This window comes from Azospirillum sp., assembly GCF_035628975.1.
Classification (GTDB): domain Bacteria; phylum Pseudomonadota; class Alphaproteobacteria; order Azospirillales; family Azospirillaceae; genus Azospirillum.
Genome location: NZ_DASPIS010000144.1, coordinates 58,338 through 76,728, shown reverse-complemented (window position 1 = coordinate 76,728; position 18,391 = coordinate 58,338). Strand labels below are relative to the sequence as shown.

Genomic DNA, 18,391 nt, shown 5'->3' with positions numbered 1-18,391 from the left:
CGAGCGCCGGGTGCTGGACGATGGCGGTGATGGCGACGGTCTTGCTCTGCGCCAGCGCCTCGACCGGGGCGGCGAACGGACCGACGAAGGCGGCGAGTGCCGCGGCGGCGCACAACAGACGGGTGAAGGACATGGCTGCGGATCTCCTGGACACGGAAGGCCTTCCCCTAGACCGCGGCGGCTCCGCCGTCAACTCGGCAGCGGGGCGCCGGCGGCCGGGGATGGAACATTTGAAACGCTGTGAACCATAGTCCGGAGACTGTTTCACCGTTTCATCCGATGTTCGATCGAACATGTCCCTACGCAGCCGCAGACGGTCCGTACCGTCATACCACGAGGCGGGACGTGCGGTAAGAACGGCTTGAAAAAGCCCCGATTCCGACGGGAGGCACCCTGGCATGGGCGACCCGCCCGCAATCGGGGGTGTGGTTTGGCGGGCAAGAGACTATATTGTCCGCAGCACGGAAGGAGTGGTCATGACCGTTGGAACCGAAGCGGCCCCGTCGAAGTTTCTCGCCTCCTTCCGCGGCCTGATCGGCTGCTGCCCCAATTGCGGGCAAGGCCGGCTGCTGCGGAACTTCCTGAAGCCGGTCGACCGCTGCGCCGCCTGCGGCGAGGCCTATGGGCATCTGCGCGCCGACGACGCACCGCCCTGGATGACGATCCTGATCGTCGGGCACATCGTCATCCCGGCCCTGCTGTCGGTCGAACAGAGCTACGAACCGCCGACCTGGGTGCATCTGGCGGTGTGGCCGTTGCTGACCCTTGTGCTGACGCTGATCCTGCTGCCGCGCTGCAAGGGTCTGGTGCTGGGGCTGCTGTGGAGCACCGGCGCACCGGGGTCGGAGCGGGCCTGAGCGCCGACCGCCTTATGGCTTGAAATGGAACGGCCTGAAATGAAGAACGGCACCGCGCGGCGTCGCGCAGTGCCGTTCTCTTCACGTATGGCTGGACCTTCCTGAACCCGCTGCCGGGCGGGTTTATCGGTCAGCGCGCGCTCGGGCTCAGCGCCGCCGGACCGTGATGGTCACGGTCGCCGGACAGGGTGGCGCGCAGCTTGCCGAACAGTTCGCGCAGGTAGTCGGCGCGCATCTGGCGGGCCGCCAGCATGATTTCTTCGTGGCTGCGAGGATCGCGAACTTCATTGAAAAGCGTGTTCATGGCTCTGGGAATCTCCACGTGAGGTGAGAGACGTCCACTCCCTTGGAATTTGTTTGCCTTGTGAGGCTTAAGATAGGGCAGAGCCGTTGCCCTAAGAAGCGCGGTCCACGCAATGCCGCCTGACGTTTTCCGTATCAGCTTCCCCAATTAACGGAGGTGCGAACTATTGTCGCAGGCTATGGTCGGTCAACCATCGACAACAGTTCGCCTGCCCGATTATTTGTCGTCCCTGGCTCCATCCACAGCGACATTGCGATCGGAAATGATCCGATCATCGGGCGCCGCCTCCCTTTGCCCCGCCCTTTGCCCCATCGGGCGATCGGGCTGGCGCGGCGGCAGCGGGCCGGTGCCGAGGCCGCTTGCCTCTTCGCTGCCGGGGATGCCGAAATCCTCGTCCGGCTGGTCGATGGGACCGCCGGCGCCGGGTCCGATGACGCGCTGAAATCCCTCGATCTCCTCGTCTACGTCCAGGTGATCGCGCGTTTCGCGGATGTCGAGCGGGATGGGACGTTCGTCGATGCCGCCGCTGTCGCTGGGTCCTGTGGCATTGCCGATGTTCCTGTCGTCACGCGGCCTATCGTCACCGGGCCGGTCGGCGGTGTTGCGGCTGTCGATCTTGCGGTCGTCGGAGGCCATGGGCGCTCTCCCGTTTGCTGTGTGAGGTCTCGGTCTTCCTCAACAGGGCGGAAGCGCGCTCGTCACCGCATGCAGGTCGAACCAGCCGCCGACGCTGTGGCGCAGGTCCTGTCGGCGGTCCTGTTCCGGGGCCGGGGCAATGTCCCACAGCCATGACATGTCGGGCGCGGGCAGGGGAAGGCCCCAGGTCGAATCCTCCACCTCCGTCACGGTGCCGCGGTGCAGCCAGGAGCTGTCGATGTCCGTGAACAGCGCCGCCCGCTCGGCAATATCGGACAACCAGCAAAGATGGCCCTGGACCATACGGTGGGCGAAGGCCAGCCTTTCCGCATCCGTCGTGTGCGGAGTGCGGCGCTCCACCGCCTCCAGCGGCAGAAGCGGCAGCTGGGACAGCAAGTTGCAGGACAGGGCGAAGCGGAAGGGCTCGCCGTCGATCGGCGGTGGCTCGAAGCCGGTGGGCAGGGGAGCGCCGCTGTCGAGTGCCGCGGCGAGCGGGGCGAGGGCACCGCTGACATCGAGTTCAACCAAGTGAACGTTCGGCAGACCGGCGGCGCGGCGACGGACCGCCCGGCTGTGCAGCATGTCCACCAGCACCACCTGGTCGAATCGCGCGGTCAGTGTTTCCAGGGGAACTTCGATCAGCAGCCCGGATCCGGCGACCAGGGCCCGGCCGCCCGGCTCCACCCGTTGGATCGCCTGTTCGATGAAGCGGTGGCAGGCGGCCACATGCGGCGCCCAGGCCCGCCGCTGCCGCCGGTAACGGGCGCCGAGCGCAACCATTTCCGCCAGATAGCCGAAGCGGCGGGCCAGCGGTGGGCAGGGCGTGGTCAGATATTCGAACGCTTCGCGCAGCATGGCCGGTTGCTTCTCCCCCCTTGACCCGCGGCGGTGGCAAGGTACCTATGGCGGCATGGTCGAGATCAAGAGGAAAGCGGCCCTGGTCACCGGGGCCGGCAAGCGCATCGGGCGGGCCATCGCGCTCGATCTGGCGGGGCAGGGGTGGGACGTCGCCGTCCATTACCGAAGCTCCCGCGAGGAGGCCGATGCCGTCGTCGCGGAGATCGGGCGGGCAGGCGGCAGGGCCATGGCCTTCGCCGCCGACCTGGACCGCGAGGCGGAGGTGAAGGCGCTGGTGCCCGCAGTGACCGAGCAACTCGGCCCGCTGACCCTGCTGGTCAACAACGCCTCCCGGTTCGAGCGCGACGAGGTCGCCGACGTCACCCGCGAATCGTGGGATGCGCATATGGAGGCGAACCTGCGGGCGCCCTTCGTGCTGTCGCAGGATTTCGCCTCACGGTTGCCGGAGAGCGAAGGCGGTCTGATCGTCAACATCATCGACCAGCGCGTGTGGAACCCAACTCCGCATTTCGTCTCCTACACCCTGTCCAAGATGGGGTTGTGGGCACTGACCCGCACGATGGCGATGGCGCTCGCCCCGCGCATCCGCGTGAACGGCATCGGTCCCGGCCCCATCCTGCGCAACGACCGCCAGACGGAAGAAGAGTTCTCGGCCCAATGGGAGTCGACTCCGCTCAAGCGTGGCAGCACGCCGGAGGAGATCTGTGCCGCCATCCGCTTCCTGATCGCCGCCCCGGCGGTGACCGGCCAGATGATCGCGCTGGATGGTGGAGAGCATCTGGGATGGGCGCAGCCGACGCATGGCTTCGACCCCAACGGATAGAAGCCTGTTACAAACCGGAAACGGCGCTGAGCTAAGCCGGGCATGGCCGGATCATGGCCCCGGCGTCCCTGCCGCCAGGAAAATGACCGCGCGTTTTACACAGGTGCCCCACCCCGCGCAAGAGGCGCCTGCGACCCCGCGACAATTTTGCGGCCACGCGCCAATTCCCTCCCTTGACTTGAGCCTGACCTAAGGAAATCAATGGGTTGACGAAAATGACCAAAAAATAGGCAGAAGCATGGGAGCCCTTGCGGCGCCTAGCTCCGGACGTGCTACCCCCTCCGTTATCGACAAACTTATCCACAGGTTTCGTGGATATTCTTTCGGAGGGGTGAGTCGCTCCATTTGTTCCCTGCCTGTGCCCAACGGTTGACCCGCGCCGGCCGCTCGACGACATTCTGGTCATGTCCGAAACGCATTCCTCCGACCCCCAGGCTCCTGTCGCCGCAGAGCCGGCAGACGCCGCCGACGCCATGTCCTCCGCCGATGCGGCGGCCGGCGAAAGCGGTGCCGCGCGGCCGAAGCGGCGCCCGGCCGACATCGACCGGGGCGTCGAGATCATTCGTGAGCATCTGAAAACTCTGCCGCAGACGCCGGGCGTGTACCGCATGCTCGCGGGCGACGGGGCGGTCCTGTATGTCGGCAAGGCGCGCAACCTGAAGCGCCGGGTGACCAACTACACCCAAGTGGGAAAGCTGCCGGTCAGGCTCCAGCGCATGGTCGCGGAGACCGAGACGATGGAGTTCGTCAACACCCACACCGAGGTGGAGGCACTGCTTCTCGAATCGAACCTGATCAAGAAGCTGATGCCGCGGTACAACGTGCTGTTGCGCGACGACAAGACGTTTCCGCACATCATGATCACCCGGGACCACGATTATCCGCAGCTGACCAAGCACCGTGGCGCCCGCGGGCGCGAGGCCGACTATTTCGGTCCCTTCGCCTCGGCCGGGGCGGTGAACCGGACCATCACGGCGCTGCAGCGCGCCTTTCTGCTGCGCAACTGCGCCGACACCGTGTTCGCCAGCCGTACGCGGCCCTGCCTGCAATACCAGATCAAGCGCTGCACCGCGCCCTGCGTCGGCCGGGTCACCCCGGCGGAGTATCAGGCCCAGGTGAACCAGGCGCGCGCCTTCCTGTCGGGCAAGAGCCGCGACATCCAGACGGAATTCGCCGACCGGATGATGGCGGCGTCCGATGCCATGGATTTCGAGACGGCAGCGCGCTACCGCGACCGTATCCGCGCGCTGACCGCGATCCAGGCCCACCAGGACATCAATGTCGAGGGGGTGGTGGAGGATGCCGACGTCATCGCGGCCTATGCCGAAGGCGGCGTGACCTGCATCCAGGTCTTCTTCTTTCGCGGCGGGCGCAACTACGGCAACCGGGCCTACTTCCCCAGCCACGACAAGGCGGCGGAAACCGACGAGGTTTTGGCCGCCTTCATCGCCCAGTTCTATGAGAACAAGGCCGCGCCGCCGTTGGTGCTGGTCAGCCACGCCCTGCCTGAACTGGACCTGTTGAGCGAGGCGCTGGCAGTTCGTGCCGGGCACAAGGTGGAACTGGCCGAGCCCAAGCGCGGCGAGAAGCGGCGGATCGTCGAGCACGCCCTGACCAATGCGCGCGAGGCGCATGGGCGGCGTCTGGCCGAAAGCTCCAGCCAGGCGCGTCTGCTGGACGGGGTGGCCGCTGCCTTCGGCATGGATGCGCCGCCGGAGCGGGTCGAGGTCTACGACAACTCCCACATCCAGGGGGCGCACGCCATTGGCGCGATGATCGTCGCCGGACCGGAGGGCTTCATCAAGAACGCCTACCGCAAGTTCAACATCCGGGAGCAGGGTGCGGCCGGCGACGACTTCGCCATGATGCGCGAGGTGCTGACCCGCCGATTCGGCCGGGCGGTGAAGGAAGACCCGGAGCGCAGCCTGGGAAGCTGGCCCGATCTGGTGCTGATCGACGGCGGGCTGGGACAGCTGAACGTGGCGCTGGAGGTGTTCGCGGAGTTGGGAATCGACGACGTGACGCTGGTCGGCATCGCCAAGGGGCCGGATCGCGATGCGGGCCGAGAGCACTTCTTCATGGAGAATCGCCCGCCCTTCCAGATGGAACCGCGCGACCCGGTGCTGTATTTCCTGCAGCGGCTGCGCGACGAGGCGCACCGCTTCGCCATCGGCACCCACCGGGCCAAGCGCACGAAGGCCATCGGCAAGTCGCCCATCGACGAAATCGCGGGCATCGGCCCCGCCCGGAAGAAGGCTCTGCTGCACCATTTCGGCAGCGGGGCGGCGGTTGCGCGGGCCGGACTGGCCGATCTTGAAGAGGTGGAAGGGATCAATCGTGCCGTTGCGAAAAAGATATACGATCACTTCCATCCCGATGGTTAGAATGCGGGCACCTTCGAACGGGCGGCTTCCTCACGGGCGCCGTGCGGCGACATCCTCCAGCGGTTCGAGTTTTCCGTCATGCTGACCAGCCTGCCCAACCTGCTGACCCTGTCGCGCATCGCGGTGATCCCGGTGGTGGTCGGGCTGTTCTATGTGCCGGAGGCCTGGGCCGCCTATACCGCCTGCTCGCTCTATGCCGCCGCCTGCATCACCGACTGGTTCGATGGATATCTCGCGCGCGCCTGGGCGCAGGAAAGCGTGATCGGCAAATTCCTGGATCCCATCGCCGACAAGCTGCTGGTCGCGGCGACGCTGATCATGCTGGCGGGGTTTCACCGGCTGACCGGCCTGTCGATCCTGCCGGCGGTGGTTATCCTGCTGCGCGAGGTATTGGTGTCGGGCCTGCGCGAGTATCTGGCCGGCCTGCATGTCGGCGTTCCGGTGACCTGGCTGGCCAAATGGAAGACGACGATCCAGATGATCGCGCTGGGCTTCCTGATCGTCGGCGATTATGGTCCGGCGGAACTGCCGGTGACCATCATCGGCACGGTGGGTCTGTGGATCGCCGCAGCCCTGACCTTCTACACCGGGTGGGATTACATGCGTGCCGGACTGACCCACATGATGGCCGAACAGCCGGCGAAGCCCGGTTCCGCCCGTTCCGCCCGCAGCGCCGGCTGAGAGTTTCCGACAGGAAGATATTCGGGCCATGAAGATTTTCGGACTGACCGGCTGGAGCGGCAGCGGCAAGACCTCGCTGATGGTGCGCCTGATCCCGGCGCTGACCGGCCGGGGCCTGCGCGTCTCGACGGTCAAGCATGCCCATAAGGGCTTCGACATCGACCATCCCGGCAAGGACAGCCACAACCACCGCGTCGCCGGTGCGACCGAGGTGCTGGTCAGCTCCCCCCGCCGCTGGGCCCTGATGCACGAACTGCGCGACGGCGAGCCGGAACTGACGCTGGAGCAGCTGATCGGCAAGGTGGCGCCTGTGGATCTTCTGCTGATCGAGGGCTTCAAGCGCGACCGGCACGAGAAGATCGAAGTGTGGCGGGCCGACGTGGACAAGGCACTGATCGCGCCGGACGATCCTACCATCGTCGCCGTGGCCAGCGACGGTCCGGTGCCGGGTTGTCCGGTTCCGGTGCTGGACCTGAACGACGCGGAAGCGGTTGCGGCCTTCGTTGTGAAGCGCTGCGGGTTGGGATGAATGCATCTCTCGCGCGAAAATTCGCATTGCCTGCGCGCCGTTTGAGACATTTTTCTTTACCCGCAAACCACCTCAGGTTATTGCTTTCGTCTGAATAAGGGTCAGCCACGGTTGACTCTCACCCTGTTCGGGCGAACATAGGAGGTAGCGCAGCCATGCTGGAGTTGGTCATGGAACCGACAAACAAGCCGCGCGTCTCCGAGGAGACCGACCTTGCGCCTGATGTTGAGGCGGAGGCGGAACGGACACGCCGTCAGCAACAAAAATTCAGAGAGCTGATGACACGCCTCGCGGCGAATGCCGCCGCGACGGGGGATTCTTATTGGACGCGAAGCCCCAAGGGTTGATGGATCGTGGCTTGGCGTCCCAGCTCCTCCAAAGCTAAGGCTGCGGCCGTCATCGACTACGGGCGTGATTTTGCGCGGGAACGTTCTGCGTTGCCGGCGTCTTTTGATTCCGTCGTCGATGAGATTGAAGAATCTCTAAGGCAAAAGCCGGTAGAGCCGACCGATCACCTCAAACATGGTGCCGAAGAAGGGACAATGCTGATCCGGCGCCGTGGTGGTGTCTACGTGGCCTTCCAAAGACACAGCCACAATCCGCCGCCACCCAACCTTGTACGCCTGTGGTATTGCGGAACCTATCGGGAGAGCGGAAGTCGCATCATCTATGACTTTGAAGAGGATTGATAACCCTCTTCGCTATGATGCTAAGAATGCCGCGATCCGTTGGATCGCATGTTTTTGAGCATCGTAGGACGTCATGGACACCGCACCTTCTCACCGACCGCAGGCGCTCGACCGCTGCGGCTACCAGCTCGCCGTCTTCGATTTTGACGGCACGCTGGCCGACTCGTTTCCCTGGTTCATCGGCGTACTGAACGGCGTCGCCGACCGCTACGGCTTCAACCGGGTGCGGCCGGACGAGGTCGAGCAGCTGCGGGGCTACGACGCGCGGCAGATCATGCGGCACCTGCGCGTGCCATCCTGGAAGCTGCCCTTCATCGCCAACCATATGCGTCGACTGATGGCGCGCGACATCGACGGCATCCGGCTGTTCGACGGGGTGCCGGACATGCTGCGCGCGCTGAACGACCGGGGCGTGACCGTCGCCATCGTCAGTTCCAATTCGGCTGCGAATATCCGCAAGATCCTGGGACCGGACACGGCGGGGCAGGTGGCCCATTACGGCTGCGGCGCTTCGCTGTTCGGCAAGGTGGCGAAGTTCCGCAAGATGCTGCAGATGACCGGCATTCCGGCAGGTCGGGCGATCGGCATCGGTGACGAGGTGCGGGACATCGACGCGGCGCGGAAGCTCGGGATGGGATGTGCCGCTGTCACCTGGGGCTATGCACGCGGCGACGCCCTGGCCGCGCGGCGGCCGGACCGGCTGCTGACGCGGGTGGAGGAGATAGCCGGGCTTTTCGGCGGCTAAGTGCCACGCTCCGGAAAGCACGCCTTTTCCCTCTTCGCAGCCGGCGCCGCGACGGACTAGAGTGGCGACCATGGTGCAACTCGACAATGATTGCTTCGCCTTCGGCGGGCCGATGATGGCGGTGGGGCCGGCGCTTGCGCTGCTGGCTGGACGGGTCGCGCCGGTGACGGCGACGGAAACGGTTCCGCTGAGCGGCGCGCTGGGCCGGGTGCTGGCCGCCGATCTGGTCGCGCCCTTCAGCGTGCCGCCGCATGACAACGCCGCGGTGGACGGCTATGCCGTATTCTTCGACGACCTCGCCGCCGACGGTCCCACGGTCCTGCCGGTCACCGCGCGGGTCGCCGCCGGGCAATGGCTCGGCCGGCCGGCGGTGCGGGGGGAGGCGGTGCGCATCTTCACCGGCGCGCCGATGCCGGCTGGGATGGACACCGTCTTCATGCAGGAGGATTGCCGCAGCAGTGACGGTTCCACCGTCACGCTTCCGGCCGGCAACCGCCGCGGCGTGAACCGGCGGCTGGCGGGCGAGGATGTGCGCGAGGGATCTGTGGTGCTCACAGCCGGGCGCCGCCTGCGGCCGGAGGACATCGCGCTCGCCGCCTCGCTTGGCCATGGGACGCTTGAGGTGCGCTGCAGATTGCGGGTGGCGGTGTTCTCCACCGGCGACGAGCTGCGGCAGCCGGGGCAGCCGCTGGAGCCGGGTGCCGTCTATGATGCCAACCGCTACGCGCTGATCGCGCTGCTGACCCGGCTGGGCTGCGCCGTCACCGACCTCGGGATCCTGCCCGACCGGTTCGAGGCGATCCGCGACGCCCTGGCGGAGGCCGCGGCCGGCCATGACGCGCTGATCACCTCCGGCGGCATGTCCACCGGCGAGGAGGATCACGTCAAGCCGGCGGTCGAGGCGAACGGGCGGCTGGATTTCTGGCGGCTGGCGATCAAGCCGGGGAGGCCGGTGGCGCTGGGCCGTGTCCGCGATGCCGTGTTCGTCGGTCTTCCCGGCAATCCGGTTGCGGTGGTGGTCACCTTCCTGCGCATCGCCCGGCCGATCCTGCTGCGGCTGATGGGGGCAATGGACGAGACGCCGCGGCCGATCCCGGTGCGCGCCGCCTTCGCCCACAAGAAGAAGCCGGGCCGGCGCGAGTTCCTGCGCGGATCGCTGGCGAGGGGAGAGGACGGCGCGCTCTGCGCCACCAAATACCCGCGTGACGGGGCGGGCGTCCTGTCGTCGCTGGTCGATTCCGAAGGCCTGATCGAACTGCCGGAGGATCTTGCCCAGGTCGAACCCGGCATGATCGTCGACTTCGTGCCTTTCAAAGAATTCCTCTAGGGGACGCGTGATGAAGATTCTCTATTTCGCCTGGCTGCGCAGCAAGATCGGCGTGCCGACGGAGACGGTGGACCTGCCGGCGGAGGTCGCCACCGCCGGCGATCTGGTCGAGTGGCTGAAGACCCGCAGCCCGCGGCATGCCGAGGCGCTGGCCAACAGCAAGGTGGTCAAGGTGGCGGTGAACCAGGAGCATGTGCCCTACGACCATCCCATCGCGGCGACCGACGAGGTCGCCCTGTTCCCGCCGGTGACGGGGGGCTGACGCCATGGCGATCCGCGTCCAGGCCGGGGATTTCGACGTCGGCGCCGAATATGCCGCCTTCACCGCCGGCCGAACCAGCGTAGGCGGTGTAGCGATGTTCGTCGGGCTGGTGCGCGACATCGCCGGCGGCGAGGCGGTCAGCGCCATGACGCTGGAACACTACCCCGGCATGACCGAAAAGCAGCTGGAAGCGATCGAGGAGGAGGCGCGCAGGCGCTGGCCGCTGGACGACGTGCTGGTGATCCACCGCCATGGCCGGCTGGAGCCGGGCGACCGCATCGTGATGGTCGCCACTGCGTCGGCCCATCGCGACGCTGCCTTCGAGTCCTGCCGCTTCCTGATGGACTGGCTGAAGACGAAGGCCCCCTTCTGGAAGCTGGAGGCCATGCCCGACGGCGAACGCTGGGTGGAGGCGAAGGACAGCGACGATGCCGCTGCGGCGCGCTGGGCGGAGTGAAGGGTAAGCGGAAGCGGGCCGGTCAGGCGTGACCGGCTTCGCCCGACAGCATGGAGACGCTGACGCCCAGCTTTCCGATGGCGCGTTCCCATTTGGCGTCCAGGTCGGTGTCGAACAGCAGCTGTTCGTCGCAGGGCACGTTCAGCCAGCCGTTGGCCTGGAACTCGGCATCCAGCTGGCCCGGACCCCAGCCGGCATAGCCCAGCAGCAGGATGTTGCGGCGTGGGCCACGGTCTTCGGAGATGGCGCGCAGGATGTCGATGGTGGCGGTCAGCGCGACATCGTCGTTCACCACCAGCGTGCCGTCGCGGACATAGTCGGTGGAATGCAGGACGAAGCCGCGGCCCGATTCCACCGGCCCGCCGTAATGGACCGGCAGGTTGTTCATCGGCTGCGGGATGTTCATGTCGAGCTGTTCCAGAAGGTCTTCGAACGTGATCGACCCGAACAGCCGATTCACCACCAGCCCCATCGCACCATCTTCATTATGGGCGCAGACATAGATGACCGAACGCTGGAAACGCGGGTCCTCCATTCCGGGCATGGCGATCAGCAGCTGGCCGGTCAGCGATTCCGTGGTCTTGGAGTCCGGAGACTTGGTCAGGCGCGGCATGGTCGATTATCCTTGTCGTCGGTCCGGTGCGGTAAACCGCTTCCGTCCGTACGGTCGGTTGTGGTTGGCGCTCTGGCGACGCTTTCACCGGAGTGTGACAGCACCGGTCGAGCTTTGTCACCTATATATGGGCTATCATATAGGGTGAGGGGGACGCCGTTGCGCCCCTTCCTGGGAAGAGAACAGTGCGCGCGATGAAAAGACATGCCTCCCTCCTTCTGCTGCTGCTTGCCGTTCTGGCGGGCGGTATCGTTCCCGCTGCGGCACAGGATGGCGTCGGAGCCTGGGTCAAGGCGGGTCAGGTCGAGGCGCGGCTCGTTTCCGCCGTGCGCGGCACCGGCGACCTGACGACGCTGCCGCTGGGGCTGGAACTGCGGCTGGAGCCGGGATGGAAGACCTACTGGCGCTCCCCCGGCGATGCCGGATTCGCCCCGCGGCTGGACTGGAGCCGGTCCGGCAATCTGGCCGAGGCGACGCTGTCCTATCCGGCCCCGCACCGCTTCTCCGTCCTGGGATTCGAGACCGCCGGCTATGACACCGCCGTCCTGTTCCCGATCCAGGGCAAGCCTGCGGAGCCCGGCAAGCCGGTCGATCTGGCGCTGGCCGCGGAACTGCTGGTCTGTTCGGACATCTGCGTGCCGCAGACGCTGAACCTCGCCCTTGCCCTGCCGGCAGGACCGGCGGAGCCGAGCGACGCCGCGAACGACGTGGCGCGCGCACAGGCCCTGGTGCCGCGTGGGCCGAACGGCCTGCTGCGCATCGACGCGGTGCGCGCCACCGGCACCACGCTGGAGGTGGAGGCGACCGCCGCCGATGGCTTCGTCACCCCGGACCTGTTCGTGGAGACCGAGCCGCCGCTGACCTTCTCCGCACCCAAGACCGTCTTTTCCGACAATGACCGCCATGTCCGCCTGACGCTGACGGTGACCGAGCCGCAGCCAGGCCTGGATCTTGCCGGCCGCGCGATGACCCTGACGTTGGTCGACGGCGAGAAGGCGGTGGAGGCGCCGGCGACAGCGTCGGCCGGCGGTGCCTTGGCGGTTCCAGCGGGGGCCGGATTGGCGGCGATGCTGGGCGTGGCCCTGCTCGGCGGGCTGATTCTGAACCTGATGCCATGCGTGCTGCCGGTGCTGTCGCTGAAGCTGATGTCGGTGGTCAAGCATGGCGGGCAGGCCCCGGCCGCGGTGCGCGCCGGTTTCCTGGCGAGTGCCGCCGGCATCCTGACCTCCTTCCTGCTGATGGCGTCGGTGCTGGTCGGCGTGAAGGCAGCGGGCGGGGCTGTCGGCTGGGGCATCCAGTTCCAGCAGCCGCTGTTCCTGGTCTTCATGGTGGTCCTGGTCACCCTGTTCTCGGCCAACCTCTGGGGATTGTTCGAGGTGCCGCTGCCGCGCGTGCTGGCCGACCGGCTGGGCGGGGAGGGGTTGGCCGGACCCTTCGCCACCGGCATGTTCGCCACCCTGCTGGCAACCCCCTGCTCGGCGCCGTTCCTGGGCACAGCGGTCGGCTTCGCACTGTCGAAGGGGCCGGTGGAGATCTACGCCATTTTCGCGGCGCTCGGCGTCGGGCTGGCCTTGCCCTATCTGGCGGTGGCGGCATGGCCGCGCGTGGCCGGGTGGCTGCCGCGGCCCGGGCGCTGGATGGCGACGCTGAAGACCGTGCTGGGCTTCGCGCTGCTGCTGACGGCGGTCTGGCTGCTGTCGGTGCTGACGGCGCAGATCGGCGAGGTGGCCGCAGCCACGGTCGGGCTGCTGATGGCCGGGTTGGTGCTGGCGCTGTGGATCGGGCGCAGCGCGCGGGGTGCCGCGCGGACCGCCGGACCGGCCCTCGCCGGTGTGCTGGCAATCGCCGCCTTCGCCATGCCGGCTGCCGTCGGCCCCTCCGCCGGTGCGGCGCCGGTGGTCAGCGACGCCAAGACGCGCTGGGTACCCTTCGCGGAATCCGCGATCCGCGATCATGTGGCGGCCGGCCGTATCGTCTTCGTCGACGTCACCGCGGATTGGTGCATCACCTGTCAGGCCAACAAGAAGCTGGTGCTGAACCGTGACGAGGTCGCCAAGCGGATGGAGGACCCGTCCCTGGTGGCGATGCGCGCCGACTGGACCCGTCCGGACGCGGCAATCGCCAAGTTCCTGGCCGACCACGGCCGGTACGGCATCCCCTTCAACATCGTCTATGGCCCCGGCGCGCCGGAGGGCATTGCCCTACCGGAACTGCTGAGCGACGGCGCGGTGCTGGAGGCGCTGAACAGGGCCGCCGGAAAGGGAGCCTGACCAGCCGCCCGGAAAAGGCCTATGGCCGTTGCGACTATTCTGCGGTAACAGGGCGCCTCCGGGAGGTTCTCCCGCGCCATGAGGACGATGATGGACGATCAGATCAACTGCCCGCAGTGCGGCTCCGAAAACGCCTACAATGACGGAAGCCTGTGGAACTGCCCCGACTGCGGGCATGAGTGGAACCCCGATACGGCCACGGCCGCTGCGGACACCGAAGCCGGGCAGGGCGTGCGGGATGCCAACGGCAACCCGTTGACCGACGGCGACAGCGTGACCGTCATCAAGGATTTGAAGGTCAAGGGATCGTCCCTGGTGGTGAAGGGCGGGACCAAGGTGAAGAACATCCGTCTGGTCGACGGCGCGGATGGGCACAACATCGCCTGCAAGATCGACGGCATCGGCGCCATGAACCTGAAGTCGGAGTTCGTGAAGAAGGCCTGATGCGCTCCGTCCTATCGGCCAACCGTTTCTTGCGGCCATTCGCCGCGGGGGATAGAAGGGATGCAGGGCCGGATCCCGCCAAGAGGGCCCGGCCCGAACCAAAGGGCCAAACCCAAAAACGGGAAGGGCCCAAGAAAACGGGAAGGGTTAGAGACGATGAGCATCCAGGTTGGCGATACCATTCCGTCCGTCACGCTTAAATGGCTGACCGACAACGGCATGCAGGAAGTGAGCACGGACGAGCTGTTCAAGGGCAAGAAGGTCGTCCTGTTCTCCGTCCCCGGCGCCTTTACCCCGACCTGCTCCGCCAAGCATCTGCCGGGCTTCGTCCAGCAGGCCGACGCGCTGAAGGCCAAGGGCGTCGACAGCATCATCTGCCTCGCTGTCAACGACCCGTTCGTGATGCGCGCCTGGGGCGATAAGGGCTCCGTCGGCGACAAGGTGAAGATGCTGCCGGACGGCAACGCCACCTTCACCACGGCTCTCGGCCTGACCATGGACGGCTCGGCCCACGGCCTGGGCACCCGCGGCCAGCGCTTCGCCCTGGTGGCGGAGGACGGCAAAGTCACCCATGTCGCCGTCGAGGCCCCCGGCAAGTTCGAGGTGTCGTCGGCCGAGGCGGTGCTGGAGAAGGTTTGAGCGGAGATTCCCCCTCTCCCCCCCGGGGAGAGGGACGGGGTGAGGGGGACGCACAGGGTTGATTCTCGGTGAAGGTCTGCCGCGCATCCCCCTCACCCTAACCCTCTCCCCGGGGGAAGAGGGAATCTGTTTTGATCACCCCCGCGCCCGCACGTCGGCCACGCCGCGCCGGGCCAGCTCGTCGGCGCGTTCGTTTTCCGGGTGGCCGGCGTGGCCGCGGACCCAGTGGAATTCGATCTGGTGCTGCCTTTTCGCCTCTTCCAGGCGCTGCCACAGATCGACGTTCTTCACCGGCTTGCGGTCGGCGGTCATCCAGCCCTTGGCCTTCCAGCCATGGATCCATTTGGTGATGCCGTTCTTCACATACTCGCTGTCGGTGAAGAGGCGGATGGTCACCGGCTTCTTCAACGCCTCCAGCGCCATGATGGCCGCCATCAGCTCCATGCGGTTGTTGGTGGTCGCCGGTTCGCCGCCATACAGCTCCTTCTCCACATCGCCGTAGCGCAGGATCGCGCCCCAGCCGCCGGGACCGGGATTGCCGCTGCAGGCGCCGTCGGTGAAGATGTCGACCGTCTTGCGGCCGGTTTCGGTCGGGGTGGAGTCTTCGGTCATCCGGTCAGATCCCGCCCGCTTCCGAGTCGTCGAGGAAATAGTCGCCCAGGCCGCGGACCGACTGGTGGAAGCGCAACTTGCGCAGATATTCCAGCGGGTCCTTCGGCCGCACGAAGGCGCCCGGCGGATGATTCAGCCAATCGTAGAGACGGGTCAGCAGGAAACGCACCGCACTTCCGCGGCACAGCCAGGGCAGGGCGTCCAGTTCCGCCCGCGACAGCGGCCGGACCTTGCGGTAGTTGGACAGCAGCAGCCGCGCCTTGGTGGCGTTGAACGAGCCGTCGATCTCGAAGCACCAGGCGTTGATGCAGATCGCCACGTCGTAGACGAAGAAGTCGTTGCAGGCGAAATAGAAGTCGATCAGGCCGGACAGGCTGTCGCCACGGAAGAAGACGTTGTCCGGGAACAGGTCGGCATGGATGACGCCCGCCGGCAGTCCCACCGGCCAATTGGCCTCCAGCGCCGCCAGTTCGGCCTCCAGCGTCGCGCGCAGGCCGGGCGCCACCTCGTCGGCGCGCTCGGCCGACTTGGCGAACAGATCCTTCCAACCGGGCAGGGCCAGCGCGTTCGGCCGTTCCATGCGGAAATCGCCGACCGCCAGATGCAGGCGGGCCAAAGCCTCGCCCAGCTGGGCGCAATGCTGCGGCGTGATCCGGCGCGGCCACATGCCGGCCAGGAAGGTGACGATCACCGCCGGGCGGCCGCACAACTCGCGCAGGGCCACGCCGTCGCGTGCCGCCACAGGCAGGGGACAGGCGATGCCCTTTTCCGCCAGATGCTCCATCAAGCCGAGGAAGAAGGGCAGATCCTCCTTCCGCGTGCGCTTCTCGTAGAGCGTCAGGATGTAGGGGCCGCGTTCGGTCACCAGCAGGAAGTTGGAATTCTCCACCCCCTCCGCGATGCCTTTGCACGACAGCACCGCGCCCAGATCGTACTGGGCGGCAAAGGTGCTGAGATCCTCGTCGGTGACTTCGGTGTATACGGCCATGATGTGCAGCGCCTTACCGGGTTTCCGGCTTGCGGTCAATTTCGGGCGTGATCGGTTCGTAATATTCCGGGCCAAAACCGGCAAGCCGGCGGCTGCTGACGTTGAAGGGGCGTTTCAGCCCGCCGCGGAAATGGCGTCCGACCAGCTCCTGCCACAGGGCGACCGGCTCCGCCCCGCGCTCGGCGCAGAGATGGACGAACCAGCGGCGGCCGGCGGCGACGTGGCTGATTTCCTCGTCATGGATGGTCTGCAGCAGGTCGGCGCTCTCGGCGTCGCCGAAATCGCGCAGGCGGCGAACGGTCTCGGGCGTGACGTCCAAACCGCGCGCCTCCAGCACCATCGGCACCACCGCGAGCCGGGCGGCGAGGTCGTGCGCGGTCTCCGTCGCCGCCTGCCACAGCCCGTCATGGGCCGGCAGGTCGCCGTAGGAGGAGCCGAGCGCGTTCAGCCGCGTCTCCAGCATCTGGAAATGCCGCGCCTCGTCGTCGGCCACCTGGACCCAGTCGTCGGTGAAGCCCTTCGGCAGGCCGAGATGCGCGAATCGGGTGACGATGTCCCAGGCGAGGTCAATGGCGTTCAGTTCGATGTGCGCCAGCGCGTGCAGCAGGGCGATGCGGTTCTGCGCGCTGCCGCCGCGCCCGCGCTTGGGCATGTCGCGCGGAAGCTTCAATTCGGGCCGCTCGGGGCGGGCAGGGCGGTCGGGCGGCGGGGCCGGCACATCGGGTGACAGCAGGCCGTCACGCCATGCCGCGGCGAAGGAACGGGTGAGGCGCACTTTCTCCAGCGGCGCCGCGGTGGTCAGCACCGCAGTCGCCGCCTCGCCCAGGCACGTAACGGAAGAGGTCATTTCCAGCCGTAGGCGACGAAGTTCGGGTTGAGGATGTCGTCCTTGCCATAGACGAGCGGTGAGCCGTCCGGCTGCTCCACCCGGCCGCCGGCGCCGATCAGCACCGCATGGCCGGCGGCGGTGTCCCACTCGCTGGTCGGTCCGAAGCGCGGATAGAGGTCGGCCTTGCCGCTGGCCACCGTGCAGAACTTCAGCGAACTGCCGCAGGACACCCGGTCCTTGACGGTGAATTGGCCGAGGAACTCGTCCAGTACCGACCCGCTGCCATGGGAGCGGCTGGCGACGACGGTCAGCCCGTCGGCCGGCGGGTTGCGGACGGAGATGGCATGGTCATGCCGTCCCTCGGCGCAATGGACCGCCGTGCCGGGGCCGGCCGCGGTATACATGTCGCCGGTGGCCGGGGCATAGACGACGCCGAGCACCGGCACGCCATTCTCGATCAGGGCGATGTTCACCGTGAACTCGCCGTTGCGGGAAATGAACTCCTTGGTGCCGTCGAGCGGATCGACCAGCCAGAAGCGTCCGCCGGAGACGTCGGGCCGATGGCCGGCGGCCACCGCCTCCTCCGCGACCACCGGCACGCCGGGCAGAAGATGGTGCAGGGCCGGGATGATCACCGCCTCCGCCGCGTGATCGGCCTGCGTGACAGGGCTGCCGTCAACCTTGGTGGCGACGTCGATGCCGTCGTTGTAAAAGCGCAGGATGACCTGACCGGCCTCATGGGCGATGGTGCGGACCGTCGGCAGCAGGCTCGCCACAGCGGCATCGGGCATGGGGTGAACTCCCTTTGGTATGAACGGTCAGCATACCGTGCCCGCCAGCGGGCCGGAAGCTTTTGAACGGGTGTGGAACGGAGAAGGCGGATGACGGTGGGGGAGCGGTCGGAGGGTGGGCGGGTGGTCGGTGCAGGCGCATCGGCCCTATGGCGTGCTATGACCGCGGCCGATCTGGACCGGCTGCTTGCCATTGCGGACATCGTGCATCCGGCCTACCCGGAGGACCGCAACGTGTTCGAGGAGAGGCTCGCGCTTTATCCTGACGGCTGCCGCGTGGCGGAATGCCGCGGCGAGGCGATCGGCTACGGCGTCATGCATCCCGGCAAGCTGGGGGTGCCGCCGCCGCTCGACACGCCGCTGGGGGAATTGCCGGCGGATGCGGATTGCCTGTACCTGCACGACATCGCGCTGCTGCCGGAGGCCCGCGGAACGGGGTTGGGGGCGGTGGTGCTGGCCTTTGCACATGGGCTGGCGGCGCGCGAGGGGTGGCGGTGGCTGGCCCTGACCTCGACGCCGGGCGCGCGCAGCTATTGGGACCGGGTCGGCTTCACGCCCTATGCGGATGGCGGGCCGGCACTGGCGGCCAAGCTTGAGAGTTACGGCGGCGGGATGAGCTACATGACGGCGCCGGTGAAGGCTCCGGGCTGACG

General features: G+C 67.1%; 23 protein-coding genes. 15 read left to right on the top strand and 8 right to left on the bottom strand.

Translation table 11 applies throughout. From position 1 onward, the window contains the following. Positions 1-476: 476 nt before the first annotated feature. The gene (locus VD964_RS29825; protein WP_324872043.1) at positions 477-857 is read left to right on the top strand and encodes a DUF983 domain-containing protein; all 381 of its coding nucleotides are present in this window, start codon (positions 477-479) and stop codon (positions 855-857) included. A 130-nt stretch (positions 858-987) separates the two neighbouring features. On the opposite strand, the gene VD964_RS29820 is transcribed toward VD964_RS29825, so the two are convergent. The 3 genes from VD964_RS29820 to VD964_RS29810 all read right to left on the bottom strand — a co-directional run bounded on the left by VD964_RS29820 (position 988) and on the right by VD964_RS29810 (position 2,652). After that, the gene (locus VD964_RS29820) at positions 988-1,161 is read right to left on the bottom strand and encodes an RSP_7527 family protein (protein WP_188092214.1); all 174 of its coding nucleotides are present in this window, start codon (positions 1,159-1,161) and stop codon (positions 988-990) included. A 216-nt stretch (positions 1,162-1,377) separates the two neighbouring features. Next, positions 1,378-1,797 carry a hypothetical protein gene (locus VD964_RS29815; RefSeq protein ID WP_324872042.1) on the bottom strand — a complete coding sequence of 140 codons (420 nt, stop codon included), beginning with the start codon at positions 1,795-1,797 and terminating at the stop codon, positions 1,378-1,380. 39 nt (positions 1,798-1,836) lie between these two features. Beyond that, positions 1,837-2,652 (bottom strand): hypothetical protein, encoded by an 816-nt coding sequence (locus tag VD964_RS29810; RefSeq protein WP_324872041.1) that lies wholly within the window; start codon positions 2,650-2,652, stop codon positions 1,837-1,839. Between the two features lie 55 nt (positions 2,653-2,707). Between VD964_RS29810 and VD964_RS29805 the strand changes: the two genes are divergently transcribed. The 10 genes from VD964_RS29805 to moaE all read left to right on the top strand — a co-directional run bounded on the left by VD964_RS29805 (position 2,708) and on the right by moaE (position 10,552). Beyond that, the gene (locus VD964_RS29805) at positions 2,708-3,478 is read left to right on the top strand and encodes an SDR family oxidoreductase (RefSeq protein WP_324872040.1); all 771 of its coding nucleotides are present in this window, start codon (positions 2,708-2,710) and stop codon (positions 3,476-3,478) included. Positions 3,479-3,882: 404 nt separating this feature from the next. Further along, entirely contained in the window at positions 3,883-5,862 is a 1,980-nt protein-coding gene (gene uvrC, locus VD964_RS29800; protein ID WP_414637301.1) for an excinuclease ABC subunit UvrC, read from the top strand. A 78-nt stretch (positions 5,863-5,940) separates the two neighbouring features. After that, the gene (gene pgsA / locus VD964_RS29795; RefSeq protein WP_014247629.1) at positions 5,941-6,543 is read left to right on the top strand and encodes a CDP-diacylglycerol--glycerol-3-phosphate 3-phosphatidyltransferase; all 603 of its coding nucleotides are present in this window, start codon (positions 5,941-5,943) and stop codon (positions 6,541-6,543) included. 28 nt (positions 6,544-6,571) lie between these two features. After that, on the top strand, positions 6,572-7,072 hold the full coding sequence (gene mobB / locus VD964_RS29790; protein ID WP_324872039.1) for a molybdopterin-guanine dinucleotide biosynthesis protein B: 501 nt from the start codon (positions 6,572-6,574) through the stop codon (positions 7,070-7,072). A gap of 155 nt (positions 7,073-7,227) precedes the next feature. Then, the gene (locus tag VD964_RS29785) at positions 7,228-7,419 is read left to right on the top strand and encodes a hypothetical protein (RefSeq protein ID WP_324872038.1); all 192 of its coding nucleotides are present in this window, start codon (positions 7,228-7,230) and stop codon (positions 7,417-7,419) included. Between the two features lie 6 nt (positions 7,420-7,425). Further along, a complete protein-coding gene (locus VD964_RS29780; RefSeq protein ID WP_324872037.1) occupies positions 7,426-7,761 on the top strand; it encodes a hypothetical protein in 336 nt (111 codons plus the stop codon). 73 nt (positions 7,762-7,834) lie between these two features. After that, complete coding sequence (locus VD964_RS29775) at positions 7,835-8,506, top strand: HAD hydrolase-like protein (RefSeq protein ID WP_324872036.1); 672 nt, start codon at positions 7,835-7,837, stop codon at positions 8,504-8,506. Between the two features lie 70 nt (positions 8,507-8,576). Further along, positions 8,577-9,833, top strand: a complete 1,257-nt coding sequence (gene glp, locus VD964_RS29770) for a gephyrin-like molybdotransferase Glp (RefSeq protein ID WP_324872035.1) — start codon at positions 8,577-8,579, stop codon at positions 9,831-9,833. Positions 9,834-9,843: 10 nt separating this feature from the next. After that, positions 9,844-10,095: a molybdopterin converting factor subunit 1 gene (gene moaD / locus VD964_RS29765; protein ID WP_149221676.1), complete on the top strand. Its 252-nt coding sequence runs from the start codon at positions 9,844-9,846 to the stop codon at positions 10,093-10,095. A 4-nt stretch (positions 10,096-10,099) separates the two neighbouring features. After that, positions 10,100-10,552 carry a molybdopterin synthase catalytic subunit MoaE gene (gene moaE / locus VD964_RS29760; RefSeq protein ID WP_324872034.1) on the top strand — a complete coding sequence of 151 codons (453 nt, stop codon included), beginning with the start codon at positions 10,100-10,102 and terminating at the stop codon, positions 10,550-10,552. A 22-nt stretch (positions 10,553-10,574) separates the two neighbouring features. Here moaE and VD964_RS29755 read toward each other — a convergent pair whose 3' ends face one another. Further along, entirely contained in the window at positions 10,575-11,165 is a 591-nt protein-coding gene (locus tag VD964_RS29755; protein ID WP_149221674.1) for a YqgE/AlgH family protein, read from the bottom strand. Between the two features lie 194 nt (positions 11,166-11,359). Between VD964_RS29755 and VD964_RS29750 the strand changes: the two genes are divergently transcribed. The 3 genes from VD964_RS29750 (at position 11,360) to VD964_RS29740 (ending at position 14,518) form a co-directional block, all read left to right on the top strand. After that, positions 11,360-13,435 (top strand): protein-disulfide reductase DsbD family protein, encoded by a 2,076-nt coding sequence (locus tag VD964_RS29750; RefSeq protein ID WP_324872033.1) that lies wholly within the window; start codon positions 11,360-11,362, stop codon positions 13,433-13,435. Between the two features lie 90 nt (positions 13,436-13,525). Beyond that, complete coding sequence (locus VD964_RS29745; protein ID WP_324872046.1) at positions 13,526-13,879, top strand: zinc ribbon domain-containing protein YjdM; 354 nt, start codon at positions 13,526-13,528, stop codon at positions 13,877-13,879. A gap of 156 nt (positions 13,880-14,035) precedes the next feature. Then, positions 14,036-14,518 (top strand): peroxiredoxin, encoded by a 483-nt coding sequence (locus VD964_RS29740; protein WP_324872032.1) that lies wholly within the window; start codon positions 14,036-14,038, stop codon positions 14,516-14,518. 135 nt (positions 14,519-14,653) lie between these two features. Here VD964_RS29740 and rnhA read toward each other — a convergent pair whose 3' ends face one another. From rnhA to cysQ, 4 genes are read right to left on the bottom strand one after another with little or no spacing between them, the layout of a single operon-like run. Beyond that, entirely contained in the window at positions 14,654-15,130 is a 477-nt protein-coding gene (gene rnhA / locus VD964_RS29735) for a ribonuclease HI (RefSeq protein ID WP_324872031.1), read from the bottom strand. A gap of 4 nt (positions 15,131-15,134) precedes the next feature. Continuing rightward, the gene (locus VD964_RS29730) at positions 15,135-16,118 is read right to left on the bottom strand and encodes a homoserine kinase (RefSeq protein WP_324872030.1); all 984 of its coding nucleotides are present in this window, start codon (positions 16,116-16,118) and stop codon (positions 15,135-15,137) included. A gap of 13 nt (positions 16,119-16,131) precedes the next feature. After that, positions 16,132-16,965, bottom strand: a complete 834-nt coding sequence (locus VD964_RS29725; RefSeq protein WP_324872029.1) for a ferritin-like domain-containing protein — start codon at positions 16,963-16,965, stop codon at positions 16,132-16,134. Continuing rightward, entirely contained in the window at positions 16,962-17,738 is a 777-nt protein-coding gene (gene cysQ, locus VD964_RS29720) for a 3'(2'),5'-bisphosphate nucleotidase CysQ (protein ID WP_324872028.1), read from the bottom strand. Before cysQ ends, VD964_RS29725 begins: the two co-directional genes overlap by 4 nt. Before the next feature lie 90 nt (positions 17,739-17,828). Between cysQ and VD964_RS29715 the strand changes: the two genes are divergently transcribed. Then, on the top strand, positions 17,829-18,389 hold the full coding sequence (locus VD964_RS29715; protein WP_324872027.1) for a GNAT family N-acetyltransferase: 561 nt from the start codon (positions 17,829-17,831) through the stop codon (positions 18,387-18,389). Positions 18,390-18,391 lie beyond the last annotated feature (2 nt).

Coding starts and splice junctions, on each gene's coding strand:
- VD964_RS29825 (WP_324872043.1), top strand. CDS start 477: ATGACCGTTGGAACCGAAGCGGCCCCGTCGAAGTTTCTCGCCTCCTTC.
- VD964_RS29820 (WP_188092214.1), bottom strand. CDS start 1,161: ATGAACACGCTTTTCAATGAAGTTCGCGATCCTCGCAGCCACGAAGAA.
- VD964_RS29815 (WP_324872042.1), bottom strand. CDS start 1,797: ATGGCCTCCGACGACCGCAAGATCGACAGCCGCAACACCGCCGACCGG.
- VD964_RS29810 (WP_324872041.1), bottom strand. CDS start 2,652: ATGCTGCGCGAAGCGTTCGAATATCTGACCACGCCCTGCCCACCGCTG.
- VD964_RS29805 (WP_324872040.1), top strand. CDS start 2,708: ATGGTCGAGATCAAGAGGAAAGCGGCCCTGGTCACCGGGGCCGGCAAG.
- uvrC (WP_414637301.1), top strand. CDS start 3,883: ATGTCCGAAACGCATTCCTCCGACCCCCAGGCTCCTGTCGCCGCAGAG.
- pgsA (WP_014247629.1), top strand. CDS start 5,941: ATGCTGACCAGCCTGCCCAACCTGCTGACCCTGTCGCGCATCGCGGTG.
- mobB (WP_324872039.1), top strand. CDS start 6,572: ATGAAGATTTTCGGACTGACCGGCTGGAGCGGCAGCGGCAAGACCTCG.
- VD964_RS29785 (WP_324872038.1), top strand. CDS start 7,228: ATGCTGGAGTTGGTCATGGAACCGACAAACAAGCCGCGCGTCTCCGAG.
- VD964_RS29775 (WP_324872036.1), top strand. CDS start 7,835: ATGGACACCGCACCTTCTCACCGACCGCAGGCGCTCGACCGCTGCGGC.
- glp (WP_324872035.1), top strand. CDS start 8,577: ATGGTGCAACTCGACAATGATTGCTTCGCCTTCGGCGGGCCGATGATG.
- moaD (WP_149221676.1), top strand. CDS start 9,844: ATGAAGATTCTCTATTTCGCCTGGCTGCGCAGCAAGATCGGCGTGCCG.
- moaE (WP_324872034.1), top strand. CDS start 10,100: ATGGCGATCCGCGTCCAGGCCGGGGATTTCGACGTCGGCGCCGAATAT.
- VD964_RS29755 (WP_149221674.1), bottom strand. CDS start 11,165: ATGCCGCGCCTGACCAAGTCTCCGGACTCCAAGACCACGGAATCGCTG.
- VD964_RS29750 (WP_324872033.1), top strand. CDS start 11,360: ATGAAAAGACATGCCTCCCTCCTTCTGCTGCTGCTTGCCGTTCTGGCG.
- VD964_RS29745 (WP_324872046.1), top strand. CDS start 13,526: ATGGACGATCAGATCAACTGCCCGCAGTGCGGCTCCGAAAACGCCTAC.
- VD964_RS29740 (WP_324872032.1), top strand. CDS start 14,036: ATGAGCATCCAGGTTGGCGATACCATTCCGTCCGTCACGCTTAAATGG.
- rnhA (WP_324872031.1), bottom strand. CDS start 15,130: ATGACCGAAGACTCCACCCCGACCGAAACCGGCCGCAAGACGGTCGAC.
- VD964_RS29730 (WP_324872030.1), bottom strand. CDS start 16,118: ATGGCCGTATACACCGAAGTCACCGACGAGGATCTCAGCACCTTTGCC.
- VD964_RS29725 (WP_324872029.1), bottom strand. CDS start 16,965: ATGACCTCTTCCGTTACGTGCCTGGGCGAGGCGGCGACTGCGGTGCTG.
- cysQ (WP_324872028.1), bottom strand. CDS start 17,738: ATGCCCGATGCCGCTGTGGCGAGCCTGCTGCCGACGGTCCGCACCATC.
- VD964_RS29715 (WP_324872027.1), top strand. CDS start 17,829: ATGACGGTGGGGGAGCGGTCGGAGGGTGGGCGGGTGGTCGGTGCAGGC.